The sequence below is a fragment of the Achromobacter sp. RTa genome, assembly GCF_000757485.1.
GTDB lineage: Bacteria > Pseudomonadota > Gammaproteobacteria > Burkholderiales > Burkholderiaceae_B > Achromobacter.
Window position 1 is genome coordinate 192306 of the sequence record NZ_JPYO01000042.1, and the last position, 17402, is coordinate 209707.

The following is a 17402-nucleotide window of genomic DNA, read 5'->3' on the forward strand; positions in this document are numbered from 1 at the left end:
GCATCGTCCCGGTCGATCGGGGAAAGTGTCTCATGGAAAGGCCGGCGGCCGCAGCCGCAGCCGCCGTCGCCTAAGATTGAGGGTATGAAAATCCAACTGCTCTCCGACCTGCACCTGGAAACCGACCCCGACTTCCTCGCGCGGCCCGCGCCCGGCGCCGATCTGCTGGTGCTGGCGGGGGATATCGGTTCGTACCGGCGGGGATCCCGCCTGGAACGCGCGGACTTCGGCCTGGGCAGCTACTCGCCGCGCAACGGCTGGCCCACCCCGGTGGTTTACGTGCCGGGCAACCACGAATACGACAATGTGGATTTCGACGAAACTCATGACCGACTGCGCGGGCTTTGCCACGACCTGGACATCCACTGGCTGGAACGCGAAACGCTCGTCATCCACGGCATGCGCCTCGTCGGCACCACGCTCTGGACGGATTTCGACGCGCTGGCGGCCGACGGCGACACCCTGGGCGAGGTGCTGAAAAAGCGCGCCAAGGCCTTTCGCGCGGCGGACTTCTACCTGGAAAAAGCGGAGATGCGCCGCCATGGCGCGCCCTTCATGGCAGAGCAGATGCGGGAACAGGGGCTGGCCTGCCAGCAATGGCTGGAAGCCGCCCTGCATGTGCCGTTCGACGGCCCCACGGTGGCGATCACCCACTTCGCCCCGACCCTGGCCAGCGCGGATCCCCGCTACGGAGTAACGCCGGGCACGGTGGGATTCTGCAACGCGCTGGACCGCCTGCTGCCCTTGGCCGACTACTGGCTGCACGGCCACCTGCATTGCCCGCAGGACTACGTAAAGAACGGCTGCCGCGTGCTGGCCAACCCGCTGGGCTACGCCAAGAAGGGCGAGCAGCAGGACTTCACGCCCGAGCGGGTGTGGGACCTGGCGGCGCCTAGAACTTGAGGCTGGCGCTCAGGCTGTAGGTGCGCGGGTCGCCCGCCTTCACGTAATCCGAGGACTGGTACAGCCAATAGCGCTTGTCCGCCAGGTTGTTGATGCCGGCGCGGAAAGTGGTCTCGTAGCCGTAGATCCACGTGTCGTAGGTGGCGCCGATATTGACGATGGCGTAATCGTCCACCTGGACCTTATTGGACGCCCCCAGCATGGCGCTGCCCGTGTATTTCACGTCGGCCCGCAGCTTCAGGCCGGGCAGTTGCGGCACCGCATAGGCGACCTGCGCCGCGGCCGTGAACTTGGGCGCCCCGGCGACGCGGTTGCCCGTGAAGTCGGCCCCTTTTTTGTATTCGGTGTCCAGGAACATCACGCTGCCGCCCACGTTCCAATTCGTGCCGATGCGGGTGGAGGCTCCCAGCTCCAGGCCCTGGTAGATGGATTTCCCGTCCTGCACCAGCTCGTTGGCAGCGTTGGCGTATTCCGCTTTCTTCTCGATCCGGAACAGCGCCGCGGTCGCCGCCCAGTCGCCCTGGCTGGTCTTGATGCCGAGCTCGTACTGTTTGCTTTTGAGCGGATCGAGCAATTCGCCGAAGTTCGCGTAGGTGTTGCCGACCGACGAGCCGGGTTCCAGCGATTCGATGTAGCTCGCGTAGGCCATCGTCTGCGGCGTGATGTTGTACATCAGCGCCAGCGTCGGCGTGAGCACCCCGTTCTTGTCGTAGGTCGAGGAGCGCGCGCCCGTCGCGTCGAAACCGACCTGCTCGTAGTCGGTATAGCGCACGCCGCCCAGCACGGACCAGCCGCCGGTCAGGTCTATCGTGTCGCTGGCGAACAGCGCCTTCTGCGTGATCTCGGCGGCGCGGTACAGATCCAGGCTGCCTTCGCTGTAGTAGGTGTTGGTGTTCTGGGAACGCAGATTGCCGGTGCCCTGCAGCTGATAGACGCCGTTGGAACTGTAGTCGTTCTTCTGCTTCTGCCACGAGGCGCCCGCCACCACCTGGTGCTTGAGGGGGCCGGTGGCGAACCGGCCCTCCACCATGCCCTGCCACTGGTTGTAGGCATAGGCTTCGCCGTAGTCCGAGCGGTAGTCGTCGTAGTCGCCCGCCTGGTTCTGCAGGAACAGCACCGACTCGTTGCGCCGGGTGCGCGTGGAGCTGTAGCTATAGTCGGTGCGCACCGTCCAGTTGTCGGAAAGGCGGTACTTCAGCCCGGTCGAATAGAAGCGAAACTTGTTGTCCGCATACGGGCCCTCGCCCACCATCCGGCCGTTGTCGTTGCGCACCGGCGACGGCAGCTCGGAGCCTTCCATCGCGCCTGCGTAGATGGTGGGTTCTTGGCGGATCGCCTTGCGGTCCTGGTAGATGGACTGAAAGTCCCAGGTCAGCCTGTCGGTCAGGCGCGCGTCCAGCGCCAGCGACACCGAATCCTGGTAGAGAGAACCGCCGTTGTAGGTATTGCCTTCGTCGTGCGTGGCGTTCAGGCGGTAGCCGAAGCGGCCGCTCTCGCCCACGCGGCCGCCCAGATCCACGTGTTCGCGCAGCAGCCCCTTGGACACGTAGCCCAGCTCGATGGTGCGCACAGGCTCGTCGGTGGGCTTCTTGGTGACGTAATTGATCAGCCCCCCGGGGGACCCGAAGCCGTACATGAAGCCCGACGCGCCCTTGAGCAGGTCGATCTGCTCGAAGTGCTCGTAGGGGAGGGTCGTGACATAGCTCAGGAATGGCTTGCCGTCGATGCGGTAGGAGTTCTGCCAGTCCAGCGGCAGGCCGCGCACGCTGAGATAGCTTGCCCATGCGCCATATGACGCGCTGTTGTCCGTCACGGAGGCGTCCAGGGCAAACACGTCGCCCAGCTTGTTGACCTGCCGCTCCTCGATGTCCGCCGCCGTCACGACCGTGGTGGAGAACGGCGTCTCCAGCTGGCTGCGGTCGCCCAGCGCGCCGGCATTTACCGGCGCCGAAAGGTGCTCGAGCGTATCGTCCAGCGCCGTCGCGTTCACGGTGACGGCGGGAAGCTGCGCCACGCCCTGCGGGTCCTGGGCGGCGTCGGACGGCGGCAGGGCGGACTGGGCGTGCGCGCCGGCGGAATGGGCGATGCCCAGCGTCAGGACTAGCGCGCAAGGCGCAATGGTGAACCGTGCTTGCTTGCGCGCACGGCACTTCCGGGTGGAAGCGGAACGGACCACGTTGAATTCTCCAGAGCGGGAGGGAAAGAATATTCTAATAAATAGGACTGATTCGCAATTATATTATCAATCGCGAACTCCCTGCCCCGCCCGGGCCCGTGGTCCGCCGCGTCAAGACGCCGGCTTGTTCTGCAGCTGATCGCGCAACCTTTCTTCCTGTTCACGCAGTTCCGGGGTGAAGGCCTCGCCGAAGTCCTCGGCCTCGTAGACCTGGCGGATCTCGATGTCGGAATCGCCCGGCATGGGGTTGGGGCAGCGCTTCACCCAGGAAATCGCTTCCTCCAGCGATGCGCACTGCCAGAGCCAGAAGCCGGCGACCAATTCCTTGGTCTCCGCGAACGGCCCGTCGATCACGCGCCTATCCTTGCCCGAAAAACGCACGCGGACGCCTTTCGAACTGGGGTGCAGGCCCTCGCCCGCCAGCATTACGCCCGCCTTCACCAGTTCTTCATTGAACCGGCCCATATCGGCCAGCAGCTGTTCGCTGGGCATGAGGCCCGCTTCGCTGTCCGCCGTCGCTTTCACTAGCACCATGAATCGCATATCCGTCTCCTTGGGTGGTTGTCGGAACATTCTCGCTCCTGCAGAACGACGAACGCCACGACGCCAATTCGACAGCGCCAGTGAAAAAAAGTGTGACTGCGGCGGTGTTTGGCGCCGCAAGCGTCCGACACCCCTACGAGACGGCCATGAGAAGTGCCTGACACCCGTATGAGACCATCAGTGGTTTTGCACCGGCGCCGCCGGGCGCCTGACACCTGGGGCGGCACACAACGCTACGGTGTCAGACACCCGGGAAGGCCGGCTTTAGCGGAGGGGCCGGCTTTAGCGGAGGGGCCGTCTCGTACGGGTGTCAGACAATTGCCCCTCAAGGGGCCGGGTTCGGCAGGCGGGCGTGGATCCGGTCGACGGCCTCCAGCACCTCTGCCGACAGCGTCACGTCCACGCTGTCGATGTTTTCCTTCAGTTGCTCCAGCGTGGTGGCGCCGATCAGGTTGCTGGTCACGAACGGGCGCTGATTGACCCAGGCCAGGGCCAGATGGGTCGGCGCAAGCCCGTGCTCGCGCGCCAGTTGCACGTACTCGCGCGTGGCGGCTTCGGCTCGTTCGTTGCTGTAACGGGTGAACCGCGTGTAGAGCGTCAAACGGGCGCCGGCGGGACGCGCGCCGTCCAGGTATTTGCCGCAGAGCATGCCCATCGCCAGCGGGGAATACGCTAACAGGCCGACGTCTTCATGATGGGTGAACTCCGACAGGCCGATCTCGAAGACGCGGTTCAGCAGGTTGTACGGGTTCTGGATCGACGCGATGCGCGGCAGGCCTTTGGTTTCCGCATGGCGCAGGAACTGGCCCACGCCCCAGGGGGTTTCGTTCGACACGCCGACGTGGCGCACCTTGCCGGCGCGCACGAAGTCCTGCAGCACTTCCAGCGTTTCCTCGATCGGCACGGTGTATTCGTCCTTCACCCAGGGATAGGACAGTTTTCCGAACGTGGCGGTGCTGCGGTCGGGCCAGTGCAGCTGGTAGAGATCCAGGTAGTCCGTCTGCAGGCGCTTCAGGCTGGCGTCCAGGGCCGCGGTCAGGTTCTTGCGGTCCAGGAAGGTCTTGCCGTCGCGGATGTGGCCGGGGCGCTTGGCGTCGCGCACCGGGCCCGCCGCCTTGCTGGCCAGCACGACGTCGTGGCGGCGCTTGCTCCGCGCCAGCCAGGTGCCGATATAGGTCTCGGTCAGGCCCTGGGTCTCAGGCTTCGGAGGCACCGGGTACATCTCGGCGGCGTCGATCAGGTTGACGCCGCGCTCCAGGGCGTAATCCAGTTGCTGGTGGGCCTGGGCTTCGGTGTTCTGCTCGCCCCAGGTCATGGTGCCCAGCCCGATCAGGCTGACGTCCAGGTCGGTGCGGCCGAGTTTGCGGTATTTCAAGTTCTGCTCCGTGCGGGATGGCGTACAAGGAAGGCAACACCTTACTCCAAGATTCCTTTCTGGCGCCTGGAGGACTGCGGGTAAACGGCCCTTGCCCGCCCCGCTCGAATCGGCATACGCTTGATGCCCGACCGACTCCGGGAAACCAACGTGCTGCGGGAAATCGACGAGACCTATATATTTTTCATCTGCGTCGTCGTCTTCCTGGCGATCATCGAGCTCTGCTTCCGCCTGGGCCGCAAGCAGCGCAAGGCTTCCGACGAAACGGCCAAGGCCCACATAGGCGGGCTGCAGACCGCCTTGCTCGGCCTGCTGGCGCTGCTGCTGGGCTTTACCTTCGCGATGTCGGTCACGCGTTTCGAGGCCCGCAAGAACCTGGTGCTGGAAGAAGCCAACGCCATAGGCAACGCCTACTGGCGCTCCCAGCTGCTTCCTCCCGCCGCCCGCGATCCGATCGCGGCCCTGCTGCTGGAGTACGCCACGACGGCGCTGGATTTCCACGACGCGGACAACGACAGCGCCCGCCTGGCCACGGCCGGCGCCACCTCGCGGCGCATCGAGCGCCAGATCCGCTCCACGGCGGCCAGCGTCCTGGAATCGCCGCCGTCGATCTCCGCCGTCATGTTCATCCAGGCCATCAACGAGATGGCGCAGGTCAACGAAAAGCGCCGGGTCGCGCTGGAGAACCACGTGCCGGAGCCCGTGTTCTACCTGCTGTTCATCGTCACTTCCGGGGCCATGGCGTTCATCGCCTATGGAACCGGCCTGCAAAAACGCAGGCGGATCATTTCCACAGGATTGTTCGCCACGCTGATCGCCCTGGTCCTGACCTTCATCCTCGACATCGACCAGCCCGCCTCCGGTGTCATTACGGTCAGCCAGGAAACCATGCTGCGGATGAAGGCGACGCTGGAGCAGGAACAAGGGCGCTAGGCCCGGCGGCCTCGACGCGCCCCGCTCCTGCCGCCGCCGACCGTCAGTACTGGTAGCGCATCGTCAGCATCGCGCTGCGGCCCGCGCCCCAGGCGCCCTGGCTATAGAAGCCGATCTGGCTGTAGTACTTGCGATCGAACAGATTATTGACGTTGAGCTGCGCGCTCAGGTTGCGGTTGAAGCGGTAGCGGGCCATCAGGTTGGTGATGGCATAGCTGCCCTGCCCCACCCGCTCGTCGCCGTTGGGGCCGCTGGCGATGGTGTAAACATGGCTCTGCCAGTTCACGCCGCCGCCCACGGTCAGGCGGTTCCAGCCGCCCGGCAGTTGGTAGGTGGTGAACAGGCGCACCAGGCTGCGCGGCTGGTCGGTCTGGATGGCGTTGCCGTCGCCGTCCCGGGCGGTCCAGTGCGACCAGCCGGCGGCGAGATTCCAGCCCGGCATCACTTCGCCCGAGACTTCCAGGTCGAAGCCCCGGCTGCGGGTGCCCTGCGCCGCGGTGTAGGCCTGGTTGACGGAGCCCGGCACCATGTAGCCCGGGTCGACCTGGGCCACGTTGTCCTGCTCTATCTGGAACACGGCGGCGCTGGCATTCAGCTTGCCGTCCAGGAATTCGCCCTTGATGCCCGCCTCGTACGACTTGCCTTCCAGCGGGTCGAGCCAGTTGCCGTTGCGGTCCTGGTAGCTTTGCGGGTTGAAGATCCCGGTATAGCTGACATAGGCCGTGTAGTTCTCGTTGATGTCGTAGAGCAGGCCGGCATACGGAATGAACTCGCTCTTGTCGAAGGACGTGTGGTCGCCCCCGCCGAAGCCCACGGAATCCGTCTTCCAGGTGCTGTAGCGGCCGCCCACGATGAGCTTCAACGGATCCGCGAGGTTCAGGCGCAGCGCGCCGTACCAGCCGGTCTGCTTGGTGGTGTAGCGAGTCGCGGTCGTGGAAGAGTCGCTCCAGTCCGGTTCCGGATACGAGCCGTCCCAATCCAGGAAATTGCCCACCGGCGCCACGGACAGGGCTGAGCGGTAATCGAAGTCGGCGTACTGGCGGTTGAAGCTCGCGCCCACCACGGCCTCGTGGCGGCGGCCGAACAACGTGAACGGGCCCGAGGCCTTGAGGTCCACGCTGTTCTGCTTGCGGTCGCCCAGGTACCACGCGGGCGACGCGCCCATGCCCAGGCCGGTTTCGCGATCGGGCCAGCCATACAGGTACAGCAGCTTCGCGTCCATTTCGTTCTTGGAATGCGAGCCCACGGCATGCACGGTCCAGCCATTGTCGAAGCGGTGCTCCAGGCTGGCGAACGCGCCCTGGGTGGTGCTGCCCCATGAGGACCAGTCCGCGCCCGTGTTCAGCGACCGGACCCAGTCGGTGCGGCTGCCGTCCGCGTACCACAGCGGGAAACCGCCCCAGTTGCTGCGCTTGGGATCGTTGTCCTGGTAGTTGAAACCCACGCTCAGCGTGGTGTTCGAAGTGATATCGGCATCCACCACGCCGTAGAAGATCTTCTTCTTGTTCTGGTAGCCGTCCAGATAGGAATGGTTGTCCTGGTAGGCCGACACGATCCGGCCGCGCACATTGCCGTTGGCGCTCAGCGGCGTGGACAGGTCCAGCGTCCCGCGGTAGGTATCCCAATTGCCCGCGCTGACGCTCATGTCGGCCGTGAACTCGCGGCTGGTGGCGTGCTTGCGCACCAGGTTGATGGAGGCCGAGGGATTGCCGGTGCCGGACATCAGGCCCGTGGCGCCGCGCACGACTTCGACGCGGTCGTAGATGATGGGATCCAGCGCGGACTCCCCCGCGGCGTAGCCGGTGTCGAAACTCGTGGGGATCCCGTCATACATGTAGTTGCTGACGCTGAACCCTCGGGAATTGAAGGAATAACGCTCGCTATCGTAGTTCTGCACGGATATGCCGGGCGTGCTGGCCATCACGTCGACGAGGGAAAGCATGTTCTCGTCTTCCATGCGCTGGCGCGTGACCACCGTGACGGACTGCGGCGTTTCCCGCAGCGTCAGCGGCATGCCGGTGCTGGCGGCGGTGGCGCGTGGCGTGTATGAGCCGGTGCCTTCCGTGGTCGTCGGATCCGAGTCTCCCAGCACCTGCACCGTGGGCAGAGTGGCGACATTGCCTTCCTGAGCGGTGGCCGCTCCGCAGGCCAGCGCCATGAGCACCAGGAAGGAGGTGCGCCGAAGCGCGAAAAGTTGACGGCTGGCGTTCCGATGTCTTTGCATTTGTGACTTTCCCCTTGACGACGTTTCAAATCGACGGGAAGTTTAATGCAAATGATTCTCATGCGTTTTAATATTATCGTCAGCTTTTGGGCTGAAACATGTCCCTATTTGCTAGTGGAAATCAGGGGGCCCGGGCCGGGCGTGGCAAGCGGAACCAGGTCCGCCCACGCCGCCCGCCGCAGGTATGAAGAAATGCAGTGCCCCGCCGTGATGGGCGCAGGCAGAAGAGAAACTCGACAGCTAGGCGGCGGACCCTGCGGCCGCCGGCGCGACGGCGGCCTCGCCCGCGGCCGGAGTCCTCTCAGCGAGCGATTCCAGCAGTTCGGCCGAAGGCACGAAGAACAGCCCGCCCGTGACCGCGCGGCTGTAGTCGAGCAGGCGGTCGTAGTTGCCTGCAGGCCGCCCGACGAACATGTTTTCCAGCATCTGCTCGATGGGCGCGGGCGAACGCGCGTAGCCGATGAAATAGGTGCCGAATTCCCCCGAGCCCGGCCGGCCGAAGGGCATGTTGTCGCGCAGGATCTTCACTTCCTGCCCGTTTTCCTCGAGGGTGGTCAGCGCGCTGTGGGAGGACGAGGGCTTGATGTCGTCGTCGAGCTCCACGTTGGAGAACTTGTGGCGGCCGATGATGCCTTCCTGGCTTTCCACGCTGAGCGAATTCCAGGCCGTCATGTCGTGCAGGTACTTCTGCACCAGCACATAGCTGCCGCCGGCGAACTCGGCATCCTCGTCGCCGATGACGGTGAAATCGACCGCTTCGCGCCCTTCCGGATTCTCGGTTCCGTCGACGAAGCCGATGATGGCTCGCCGGTCGAAGTAGCGGAAGCCGTGGACTTCGTCCACGACAGTCACGGCGTCGCCCAGGCCGTTGCACAGCAGCGTGGCGAGCTCGAAACAGAAATCCATCGAATCCGCGCGGATGTGCAGCAGGATGTCGCCCGGCGTCGCGACGGCGACGCGCTCGCCCGAGCCGAATTCACGGAAGGGATGCAGCGCCGCCGGGCGCGGCGATCCGAAGAGCGTGTCCCATGCGTTGGAACTGAACGCGCAGACACAGGACAGGTTTTGCTCGGGCGCGCGCGAGCTCACCGTGCGCACGAGGTTGGCGACGTCTTCGCACCAGCCCCGCACCGTCTCGGCGGCAGCGGGGCCCGCGTTGAGGGTGGCGACCAGGAAGATCGCGTGGCGCGTGGTCGAATTGTGTACGGCTTGGGACAGGGGCTGAGTATCGGACATCGGATCTGAAACCTTGGAAACGGGCGCGAGGCGCGGAAGAAAAAGGCCAGTCCGATTCTAAGCGCGGATCATGGCAGTGTGAACTTCCGCCCAGGCGGAAGCCCCGCTCAGCGCACGGCCTTCAGCCATTGGCCCACCACGTCCAGCACGATGCGGCCCTGCTCGCGGTGCGGGACGTGGCCGCAGTTCTCCAGCAGCACGGCGCGTCCACCGGTCAGCCGCGCGATGCGCTCGGGATGCAGCGGCGAACCGTACTCGTCATCATCGCCGTGCAGAGCCAGCACCGGGCAACGCACCAGGCTCAGGGGCCCATCGAGATTCCAGTCGGCGAAGCTGGGCGACAGCCAGGTGTCGACCCAGGCTCCCAGCACCCAGGCGGCCTTCTCGCCGTGGTACTTCTTCAGGCGATCCAGCTGGCCCGGCTCGTCGAAATTCCGCTTCGCGGCGCTGATGCCCTGCAGCGTGCGGTCTTCGGCAAACGCCTGCGCGGATTCGGTGATCAGGGCCTGGCAGTCTTCCTCGTACACGCCCGCGCAGCATATCCCCATGCCTCCGCCCACGCTGTGGCCGAAGGCGACGAACGGCCCGATGCCCAACGCTTCCCGCAGCTGGCGGAAGCCGCCGCGTGCCTCGGCTTCGACGAAACCGGTTTCGAAGGTGGCGGCGTTCGGGTCGGAACGGCCAAAGCCCAGGCGGTCGTACGCGATCACGCTGCGCCCGGTTTCGCGCGCCAGCAGCTCCGGAAAATCGCGCCACAGTTCCACGCAGCCCAGCGAGTCGTGCAACAGCACAATGGGCGCGCCCGCCGCATCCGCGCCTGCGGGGTCCCAGCGCCGCGCGAACAGGCGGCCCTGGCTGGTGGGTACGTAGACATCCTGACTGGTAATGGAAAGCATGAACGGATCCTGGGATATGAGGCGGCGCGCCATCGAGGCGCAAGCGGATTATAAAAAATCCGGCCGCGCGCCCGGTTCAGTGCAGGCCGGACATGACGCCGGCCGCGATGATCAGCAGCACAAGCGCGGAAATCGCCGTATAGGCGTAGTCGCGTTCGCGCAGGAAGATGGCCAGCATCAGCGCCACGCGCGCAACCGGCAGCAGGATGAAAAGGGCCACCCCCGCCTGCACGAACCGGTAGCCGTACAGGCCCATGCCCTCTCCGCCGCCGGATGGCGCCACCAGGCCCAGCGCCATGCCGATGGCGATGCAGGCCGATGCGGCCCAGGTTCCATACCAGAGCAGCGCCGCGATGCCGCGGTCACGCCTGGCCTGTCTGTCGGGGGCCGCGCTCACGCCGGGCCTCCCGGGATCGACACGCCCAGCGCGCTGAGCAGCATTTGCACCGCAAGCAGCGCCAGGACGACGACGAAGAAGATGCGCAGTTTGTCGGCGGGCAAGCCCAGCAACAGACGGGCCCCGAGCAACGCGCCGGCGACCGAGCCCAGCGCGACCGGGCCCGCGATGCCGATATCGATGTCGCCCCGCACGAAATACGCGCCCGCGCTGGCCGCGGCCGTAACGCCGATCATGAAGTTCGACGTGGCCGAGGACACTTTGATGGGCAGCCGCAGGGCGGCGTCCATCGCGGGAATCTTGAGCACGCCAGAACCGATGCCCAGCAGCGCCGAGATCAGGCCCGCGCCGTACATCAGCGACAGACCCAGCGGCACGCGGCCCACCTGGTAGTGGACTTCCCTGCCCAGGGCGCGGTCGGGGAAGCTCGAATGCAGGCGCAGCGCCGTGGCCCAGCTCGCGGCGTCCGGCGTGCCGGCGTGGGCCGCCTCGCGGCGGCGCGCCAGCATCTGCTGCGCCGACAGGGCAAGAATGGCGGCGAACAGGCCGTAGAGGAATTCGGTGGACACGATGCCGATGAGGAACACGCCGGTCAGCGCGCCCAGCGTGGTGGCGGTTTCGAGGACGATGGCCAGCCGGACGTTGGTCAGGCGCCCCTTCAGGAACGGCCCCGCGCTGCCGCAGGAACAGGCGATCACCGAGATGATGCTGGCGCCGATCGCAACGTGGATGTCCACGCCGAACAGCAGCGTCAGGATCGGCACGATGAAAATGCCGCTGGCCATTCCCAGCACGCCGCCCAGCGCGCTGGCCCCGAAGGCTGCGGCGAAGAGCCAGAGGATTGTGGATGCCGCCATGGCCACTGGCTCAGTCCCGCTTGCGCGGCAGCCGGGACAGGCGGGTGGTGAACCGGATCAGGTCACCGCGGTAGTACAGCTTTTCGTAGTCGACGGGGCGCTGCCCCTCGCTGTAGGACGTGCGCTCGATGAGGAAGATCGGGCTGCCCGCCTCGACGCCCAGGGCTTGCGCCACGCGCTCGTCCGCCGTCACGGCTTCGAGCTGGTACTGGGCTTCGATCAGCGGCAGCTCGTAGCGCAGCTCCAGCAGGTCGAAGATAGGCTCGGCCTCCAGGTCATTGCTGGCGACCTTCTCGCCGATGTCCAGCGGCAGGTAGGTTTCATCGAACGACATGGCCGTGCCGTCCGCCAGCCGCACACGCTCGATGCGGTAGACCATCGCGCCCCGCGCCACTTCCAGCTGGCGCGCCACGTCTTCCGTGGCGGGCACCGGCCGCTTGTCCAGCAGACGCGCCGTGGCCTGGCGGCCGAGCGCGGTCATGTCTTCGACGAATCCGCTCAACGACGTCAACGCCTGGGTCAGCTTGGGTTCCGTGACGAAGGTGCCCTTGCCGCGCCGGATTTCCACCAGGCCGCGCGCAACCAGGTTTTCCACCGCCTTGCGCACCGTGGTGCGGCTGACGGCGAAGCGCTCGATCAGCTGGTCTTCCGTGGGCAAGCGGCTGCCGGACGGCAGGATGCCGACGGCGATTTCTGCGGCCAGCGCCGTTTCCACCCTGACGTAGAGAGGAGAATGTTCAACGTTTTTTTGCATGAACCATCATAACATCATGATGTCATGATGATGCAAGATCGGAGGGGCATTAAGGATACCGGAGCCGGCAACTGGTAGTCTTCGAGGGCCTGCCGGCGCCTCCCGCGCCGGCGCCCTTTTCAAGCGAGACACGAAATGAGCAGTTTCATGCACAGCGCCTCCGTTCCCGTCCTGACGCAAATGCTGTCGGCCTTGTCCGACGTGCTGAAGAAGGCGGAAACCCACGCCGCGGAAAAGAACATCGATCCGCAGGCGTATCTGGGCGCCCGCCTGTTTCCCGACATGTTCCCCCTGTCGCGACAGGTGCAGATCGCGTCGGACTTCGCCCGCGGCATCGCCTCGCGCCTGGCCGGCGCGGAAGTTCCGTCGTGGCCGGACAGCGAGGCCAGCTTCGCCGGCCTGCAGGCCCTGATCGCCAAGACGCTGGAACACCTGGCCTCGTTCAGCCCCGAACAGTTCGAACAGAGCGAAACCCTGGAAATCGTGCTGCGTCCCGGCACGCCCAAGGAAAAGAAGCTGAGCGGCAGCGCCTACCTGCTGCACTATGGCCTGCCGCAGTTCTTCTTCCACGTGACCACCGCCTACGACATCCTGCGCCACAACGGCCTGGAAATCGGCAAGCGCGATTACATGGGCAAGTACTGATTCGACTTCGTGGGCCCCGCGCGGGGCCCGCGCCCGCCTACTCCGCGTAGCCGGGGTTGCGGCGGTCCAGCCGGCGCAGCAGCCCCGGCCAGGCCAGCATGGCCTTGTGCGCGCGGTCGGCCTGCGATTCGACCGTCGCGTTCTTCAGGATGTCGGGCGGGATATAGGTCAGCTCCCCGCCCGCCTGGGCCCGCACCTGCACCATGCAGGCCGCCTCCAGGCGATGCATGGCCTGGAACGCCTCGGCCATGCTCTGCCCCACCGTCAGCAGGCCATGATTGCGCAGGATGAGGTAGCTGTTGCTGCCCAGGTCGCGCACCAGGCGCGGCTGCTCCTCGGGATTGAGCGCCAGGCCTTCGTAATCGTGATAGCCCAGCGAGCGCAGCACGATGAACGCGAACTGCGACAGGGGTAGCAGCCCCTCTTTCTGCGCCGATACCGCCACGCCATTGATCGAGTGCGTGTGCAACACGCACATCGCATCCTTGCGGGCCGCATGGATACAGCTGTGGATCGTGAAGCCCGCGGGGTTGATGTCGTACTCGGACTCCATGACCTTGCGGCCGTCCAGGTCGATCTTGACCAGGCTGGACGCCGTGATCTCGTCGAACATCATGCCGTAGGGATTGATCAGGAAGTGTTCGGTGCCGGGCACCTTGGCCGTGATGTGGGTGAAGATCAGGTCGTCCCAGCCGAACAGCGCCACCAGGCGGTACAACGCCGCCAGGTCCTTGCGGACCTGCCATTCCGTTTCGCCGACGCGCTCGCGCACGCTGCCTCCCGTGTTGCCTGTCGTATCCATGCCGTCTCCTTGTATGTGGAATACGCCTGCGGCAACCTCGCCGCAGGCCTCGCCAAGCACTTTATTCGCTTTGCCCGAAACCGGCGCGCCCGGCGTCCGCCGGCCGGCCGCTCCGGAGCGCCATCGGGCAGAGAATTCACATATGTGATGGAAATGCCCCATCATCATTCCTATGATTCGGCTCAATCGCAGTCCCCCGCAGACACCTTGCCGCTTCCATGTCCGTCGATCTTCCCGATACCGATTTCCGTATCCATCAACTGGTCAGCCGGCACCTGCCCGGCCTGGCCGATCATCAGGCCCTGATTTCCGATGAGGGCGCCTGGACCTACGCGCAGCTCGATGCCGCCGTTCTTGCGCTGGCCGGCCGCCTGGCGGACCGCGGCTTGCGCGCCGGCGACCGCCTGCTCATCGTCGGGGAAAGCGGCTGCGCGCAGCTGGCCGCCGTGCTGGCCTGCAGCCGGCTGGACGCCTGGGCCGTCGTCGTCAACGCCCGCATGACCGGCGTCGAAGTCGACGCCATCAAGACCCATTGCGGGCCCAGGCTCCTGCTGGCCACCAGCGGCCTGTCCGGCGACGCCCGGGCCCACGGCTTGCGCCATGGCGCAAGCGAATTCCAGGTCGCGGGGCTGACTCTTTCCTGCACCGAGGCCGACTCGGCCGCCCAGGCCGAGCCCGTGCAAGCGGATGCGCGCGAGCAGGTCGCGGTGATGATCTACACCAGCGGCACCACGGGCGTGCCCAAGGGCGTGATGCTCACTCACGCCAACCTGGGCCATTCTTCGGCGGTTGCGCGCCATGCCCGCGGCACCGGCCCCTCCGACCATGTCTATTCCGCGCTGCCCATCTCCCACGTATACGGATTGAGCACGGTGGCGCTCGCCGCCCTGGGGGCCGGCGCCACGCTGCGGCTGGCCAGTCGCTTCGACGTTGCACACGCCGTCGCCGCCCTCGCAGAAGGCGTGACGATGCTGCATGGGGTGCCCGCCATGTACGTGCGCCTGCTGCAGGCCCATGAACAGGGAACGGCCATCGCCGCGCCGAAGATCCGCCTGCTGCATTGCGGCGGAGCGCCTCTGGATCCCTCGCTCAAGGCCCGCATCGAAGCAATATTCGGCGAGCCGATAAACAATGGATACGGGCTGACCGAAGCCTCGCCGACCATCAGCATGGTGCCCTACCGCCAGCGCCGCACGGACCTGAGCGTAGGCTACCTGATCCCCGGCATGCAGGCGCGCATCGTCGACGAAAACTCACAGGCCGTCGCGCCCGGCGAAGTGGGCGAACTGCAGGTTCGCGGCCCCAACGTCATGAAGGGCTACTACAAGGCCCCGGAACAAACGGCGCTGGCCCTCGGCGAGGACGGCTGGCTGCGCACCGGGGATCTGCTGCGCGAGGAGCCCGACGGCGCGCTCTTCGTCATGGGCCGCATCAAGGATCTCATCATCCGTTCCGGTTTCAACGTCTATCCCAGCGAAGTCGAGGCGGCGCTGAACGCATATGCCGGAGTGCGCCAGTCCTGCGTGGTCGGCGTGCCCAAGGACGGCGACGAACAGATCGTCGCGTTCGTCGAGGCCGAGGAAGGCCGCAGCGTGCAGGCGGAGGCGCTGCAAAGCTTCGCGCGCGAGCGGCTGGCGCCCTACAAGCGGCCGCAGAAGATCGTCCTGCTGGCCCGCCTGCCCGCGGCGGACAACGGAAAAATCCTGCGCAAGGCCATGGTCGACATGGCGCGCGGAATCTGAAGTCGACACAACACCAGAAAATACCCAACAACAGGAGACAAACATGAAATCGACAGCCAGAAGGCGTTTTCTCGCGGCGGCGGCCGCGCTGGCCGCGGCGTGCAGCCTGCCCGTCCACGCGGCCGACGCCTGGCCCGCCCGGCCCATCCGCTTCATCGTGCCCAGCGCCGCGGGCGGCGGGGCCGACACGGTCGCCCGCCTGCTGGCCCAGCATATCGGCGGCGCCCTCAAGCAGCCCATCGTGGTCGAGAACCGCGCGGGCGGCTCGGGCGTCATCGCCGGCAACGCCGTGCTCGGGGCGCCAGCCGACGGCTATACCTTCATGCTGGGATTCACCACCATGTCCCAACTGCCCGCCACTTCCACGATCAAACTGCCCTACCAGGTGGACCGCGACTTCATCCCCGTCTCGCTGGTCGCCCGCTCGTCGAACGTCCTCGTGGTCAACCGCGGCAGCGTCGACGTGGACTCGGTCAAGGCGCTGGTGGAAGCGTTGCGGGCGTCACCCCAGAAGTACAGCTACGGCTCCTACGGCAACGGCTCCACCGGCCACTTCCTGGGCGCGCAGTTCCTGCAGGAAACGAAAACGAACGCCCAGCACGTGCCGTACAAGGGCGCCGCGCCCATGATGTCGGACCTGCTGGCCGGCGTGGTCTCCTTCGCATTCCCTGACATCGGCTCGGCGCTGCCCCACCTGAACTCGGACCGCGTCCGCGTGCTGGCCGTGACGGGCGACAAACGCATGGCGACGCTGCCGCAGATCCCGACCATGGCGGAGCTCGGCTACCAGGGCTTCAACCTGGGCGCGTGGTTCGGGCTGTTCGCCGCCAAGGGCACTCCCGACGCCATCGTCCAGGACATGGCGGCGCAGATCGCCCAGGCGGTCAAGGCGCCGGACGTCCGGTCCAAGCTCGTCGGCATGAACCTGGATCCCGTGGGCAGCGATCCCAAGACCTTCGCGACGTTCTTCCAAACCGACCTGCAGCGTTGGGCCGACCTGGCGAACAAGGCCAACATCCGCACCGACTGACACGGGGGCCCATCATGTCCCGATCCTCCCGACGGCTGGAACTTCCCGACGCTTCGGTCAAGGACAGCACGCGCGACCTGGGCCCTCGTTCGGTCAAGTCGGCCCAGCGCGTGCTCGAACTGATCGAACTGCTGGAACAGCTGGGCCGCCCCGTCAGCCTGGCGGAGATCGTCCGCGCCAGCGGCTACCCCCAGTCCAGCACCTGGATGCTGGTCCAGACGCTGATGCGCATGGGCTACCTGTGCCACAACCCCGACGACGGCACCTACATGCCCAGCCTGCGGCTGAACCTGCTGGGCGGCTGGGTGCACGACCTGGCCCTGCCCCGCAGCAACCTACGCCTGGCCATGCGCGCGCTGGGCGAACGCCTGGGCCTGAGCGTCATCCTGGGCCAGCGCAGCGGCCGCTACGTCCAGTACGCCCACGTGCTCTACGGCGCCAAGGACCGCAAGACCCAGGTGCCGATCGGGGTCGTGCGGCCGCTGATCGACACCGGCATGGGGTACGCGCTGCTGGCGCAGCTGCCGGACGACGAAGTCTGCTCCATCGCCAGCGTCTGCCTGGCGCGCGCCGAGCACAAATCGCCGGTTTCGTCGCTGCGGCAGGTCCTCTCCATCGTCGACAAGGCGCGCCAGGCAGGGTTCGTCTATTCGCACCGCCTCCAGAGCGCCAATCGCGCGTCCTTTTCCTTCGCGCTGGTCAGCGACCCCGGCGCCGGCGACCGCGCCGGCCTGCTGGCCCTGGCCGTCGCCGGCACCCGGCAGGACGTCGCCGCTCGCCTGCGCGACATTCCGCGCACGGTCAACGACGTCGCCGCCGAATTCCTGCCGGATGTGCCCATCCACATCAAGGCGCCTCCATCCATCCAGCCGATCTGAAGGCATCCACA

16 protein-coding genes are annotated in these 17402 nt (G+C 66.2%); 6 read left to right on the forward strand and 10 right to left on the reverse strand.

Translation table 11 applies throughout. The annotated features are described in order from the left end of the window. The first annotated feature begins 84 nt into the window (after positions 1-84). Entirely contained in the window at positions 85-903 is an 819-nt protein-coding gene (locus JL37_RS18610) for a metallophosphoesterase (RefSeq protein WP_043546056.1), read from the forward strand. On the opposite strand, the gene JL37_RS18615 is transcribed toward JL37_RS18610, so the two are convergent. The 3 genes from JL37_RS18615 to JL37_RS18625 form a co-directional block, all read right to left on the reverse strand. Then, positions 893-3022 carry a TonB-dependent siderophore receptor gene (locus JL37_RS18615; protein WP_043547008.1) on the reverse strand — a complete coding sequence of 710 codons (2130 nt, stop codon included), beginning with the start codon at positions 3020-3022 and terminating at the stop codon, positions 893-895. The genes JL37_RS18610 and JL37_RS18615 overlap by 11 nt on opposite strands. Positions 3023-3190: 168 nt before the next feature. Beyond that, the gene (locus JL37_RS18620) at positions 3191-3622 is read right to left on the reverse strand and encodes a YciI family protein (RefSeq protein WP_043546057.1); all 432 of its coding nucleotides are present in this window, start codon (positions 3620-3622) and stop codon (positions 3191-3193) included. 325 nt (positions 3623-3947) lie between these two features. Beyond that, complete coding sequence (locus JL37_RS18625; RefSeq protein ID WP_043546058.1) at positions 3948-4997, reverse strand: NADP(H)-dependent aldo-keto reductase; 1050 nt, start codon at positions 4995-4997, stop codon at positions 3948-3950. Positions 4998-5120: 123 nt separating this feature from the next. Here JL37_RS18625 and JL37_RS18630 point away from each other — a divergent pair, with 123 nt between their 5' ends. Beyond that, on the forward strand, positions 5121-5930 hold the full coding sequence (locus JL37_RS18630) for a hypothetical protein (protein WP_231570379.1): 810 nt from the start codon (positions 5121-5123) through the stop codon (positions 5928-5930). A gap of 43 nt (positions 5931-5973) precedes the next feature. Here the strand turns inward: JL37_RS18630 and fhuE are convergent, their stop codons facing one another. From fhuE to JL37_RS18660, 6 genes are all read right to left on the reverse strand, one after another. Beyond that, positions 5974-8154 carry a ferric-rhodotorulic acid/ferric-coprogen receptor FhuE gene (fhuE, locus tag JL37_RS18635; protein ID WP_043546059.1) on the reverse strand — a complete coding sequence of 727 codons (2181 nt, stop codon included), beginning with the start codon at positions 8152-8154 and terminating at the stop codon, positions 5974-5976. A gap of 240 nt (positions 8155-8394) precedes the next feature. Continuing rightward, entirely contained in the window at positions 8395-9390 is a 996-nt protein-coding gene (locus JL37_RS18640) for a Dyp-type peroxidase (protein ID WP_043546060.1), read from the reverse strand. Positions 9391-9497: 107 nt separating this feature from the next. Beyond that, positions 9498-10286, reverse strand: coding sequence for an alpha/beta fold hydrolase (locus tag JL37_RS18645; protein WP_043547011.1), 789 nt, complete (start codon positions 10284-10286; stop codon positions 9498-9500). A 76-nt stretch (positions 10287-10362) separates the two neighbouring features. Further along, positions 10363-10683, reverse strand: a complete 321-nt coding sequence (locus tag JL37_RS18650) for a DUF1634 domain-containing protein (RefSeq protein WP_043546061.1) — start codon at positions 10681-10683, stop codon at positions 10363-10365. Next, the gene (locus tag JL37_RS18655; RefSeq protein ID WP_043546062.1) at positions 10680-11540 is read right to left on the reverse strand and encodes a sulfite exporter TauE/SafE family protein; all 861 of its coding nucleotides are present in this window, start codon (positions 11538-11540) and stop codon (positions 10680-10682) included. The genes JL37_RS18650 and JL37_RS18655 overlap by 4 nt, the downstream gene beginning before the upstream one ends. Before the next feature lie 10 nt (positions 11541-11550). After that, positions 11551-12294, reverse strand: a complete 744-nt coding sequence (locus JL37_RS18660; RefSeq protein ID WP_043546063.1) for a GntR family transcriptional regulator — start codon at positions 12292-12294, stop codon at positions 11551-11553. Positions 12295-12429: 135 nt separating this feature from the next. Here JL37_RS18660 and JL37_RS18665 point away from each other — a divergent pair, with 135 nt between their 5' ends. After that, a complete protein-coding gene (locus tag JL37_RS18665) occupies positions 12430-12939 on the forward strand; it encodes a DUF1993 family protein (protein ID WP_043546064.1) in 510 nt (169 codons plus the stop codon). A gap of 37 nt (positions 12940-12976) precedes the next feature. Here the strand turns inward: JL37_RS18665 and JL37_RS18670 are convergent, their stop codons facing one another. After that, entirely contained in the window at positions 12977-13741 is a 765-nt protein-coding gene (locus JL37_RS18670; RefSeq protein ID WP_043546065.1) for a class II aldolase/adducin family protein, read from the reverse strand. A 218-nt stretch (positions 13742-13959) separates the two neighbouring features. Here JL37_RS18670 and JL37_RS18675 point away from each other — a divergent pair, with 218 nt between their 5' ends. Genes JL37_RS18675 through JL37_RS18685 form a run of 3 tightly spaced genes read left to right on the forward strand, consistent with a single transcriptional unit; the run spans position 13960 to position 17391 of the window. After that, positions 13960-15483 (forward strand): class I adenylate-forming enzyme family protein, encoded by a 1524-nt coding sequence (locus JL37_RS18675; RefSeq protein WP_052097360.1) that lies wholly within the window; start codon positions 13960-13962, stop codon positions 15481-15483. A 43-nt stretch (positions 15484-15526) separates the two neighbouring features. Continuing rightward, positions 15527-16513 (forward strand): tripartite tricarboxylate transporter substrate binding protein, encoded by a 987-nt coding sequence (locus tag JL37_RS18680; protein WP_043546067.1) that lies wholly within the window; start codon positions 15527-15529, stop codon positions 16511-16513. Positions 16514-16527: 14 nt separating this feature from the next. Then, entirely contained in the window at positions 16528-17391 is an 864-nt protein-coding gene (locus JL37_RS18685; RefSeq protein WP_043546068.1) for an IclR family transcriptional regulator, read from the forward strand. Positions 17392-17402 lie beyond the last annotated feature (11 nt).

Excerpts from the sequence above, each read along its gene's own strand:
- JL37_RS18665 (WP_043546064.1), top strand. The coding sequence starts at position 12,430 with ATGAGCAGTTTCATGCACAGCGCCTCCGTTCCCGTCCTGACGCAAATG.
- JL37_RS18660 (WP_043546063.1), bottom strand. The coding sequence starts at position 12,294 with ATGCAAAAAAACGTTGAACATTCTCCTCTCTACGTCAGGGTGGAAACG.
- JL37_RS18610 (WP_043546056.1), top strand. The coding sequence starts at position 85 with ATGAAAATCCAACTGCTCTCCGACCTGCACCTGGAAACCGACCCCGAC.
- JL37_RS18670 (WP_043546065.1), bottom strand. The coding sequence starts at position 13,741 with ATGGATACGACAGGCAACACGGGAGGCAGCGTGCGCGAGCGCGTCGGC.
- JL37_RS18620 (WP_043546057.1), bottom strand. The coding sequence starts at position 3,622 with ATGCGATTCATGGTGCTAGTGAAAGCGACGGCGGACAGCGAAGCGGGC.
- JL37_RS18675 (WP_052097360.1), top strand. The coding sequence starts at position 13,960 with ATGTCCGTCGATCTTCCCGATACCGATTTCCGTATCCATCAACTGGTC.
- JL37_RS18640 (WP_043546060.1), bottom strand. The coding sequence starts at position 9,390 with ATGTCCGATACTCAGCCCCTGTCCCAAGCCGTACACAATTCGACCACG.
- JL37_RS18655 (WP_043546062.1), bottom strand. The coding sequence starts at position 11,540 with ATGGCGGCATCCACAATCCTCTGGCTCTTCGCCGCAGCCTTCGGGGCC.
- JL37_RS18680 (WP_043546067.1), top strand. The coding sequence starts at position 15,527 with ATGAAATCGACAGCCAGAAGGCGTTTTCTCGCGGCGGCGGCCGCGCTG.
- JL37_RS18630 (WP_231570379.1), top strand. The coding sequence starts at position 5,121 with ATGCCCGACCGACTCCGGGAAACCAACGTGCTGCGGGAAATCGACGAG.
- JL37_RS18645 (WP_043547011.1), bottom strand. The coding sequence starts at position 10,286 with ATGCTTTCCATTACCAGTCAGGATGTCTACGTACCCACCAGCCAGGGC.
- JL37_RS18685 (WP_043546068.1), top strand. The coding sequence starts at position 16,528 with ATGTCCCGATCCTCCCGACGGCTGGAACTTCCCGACGCTTCGGTCAAG.
- fhuE (WP_043546059.1), bottom strand. The coding sequence starts at position 8,154 with ATGCAAAGACATCGGAACGCCAGCCGTCAACTTTTCGCGCTTCGGCGC.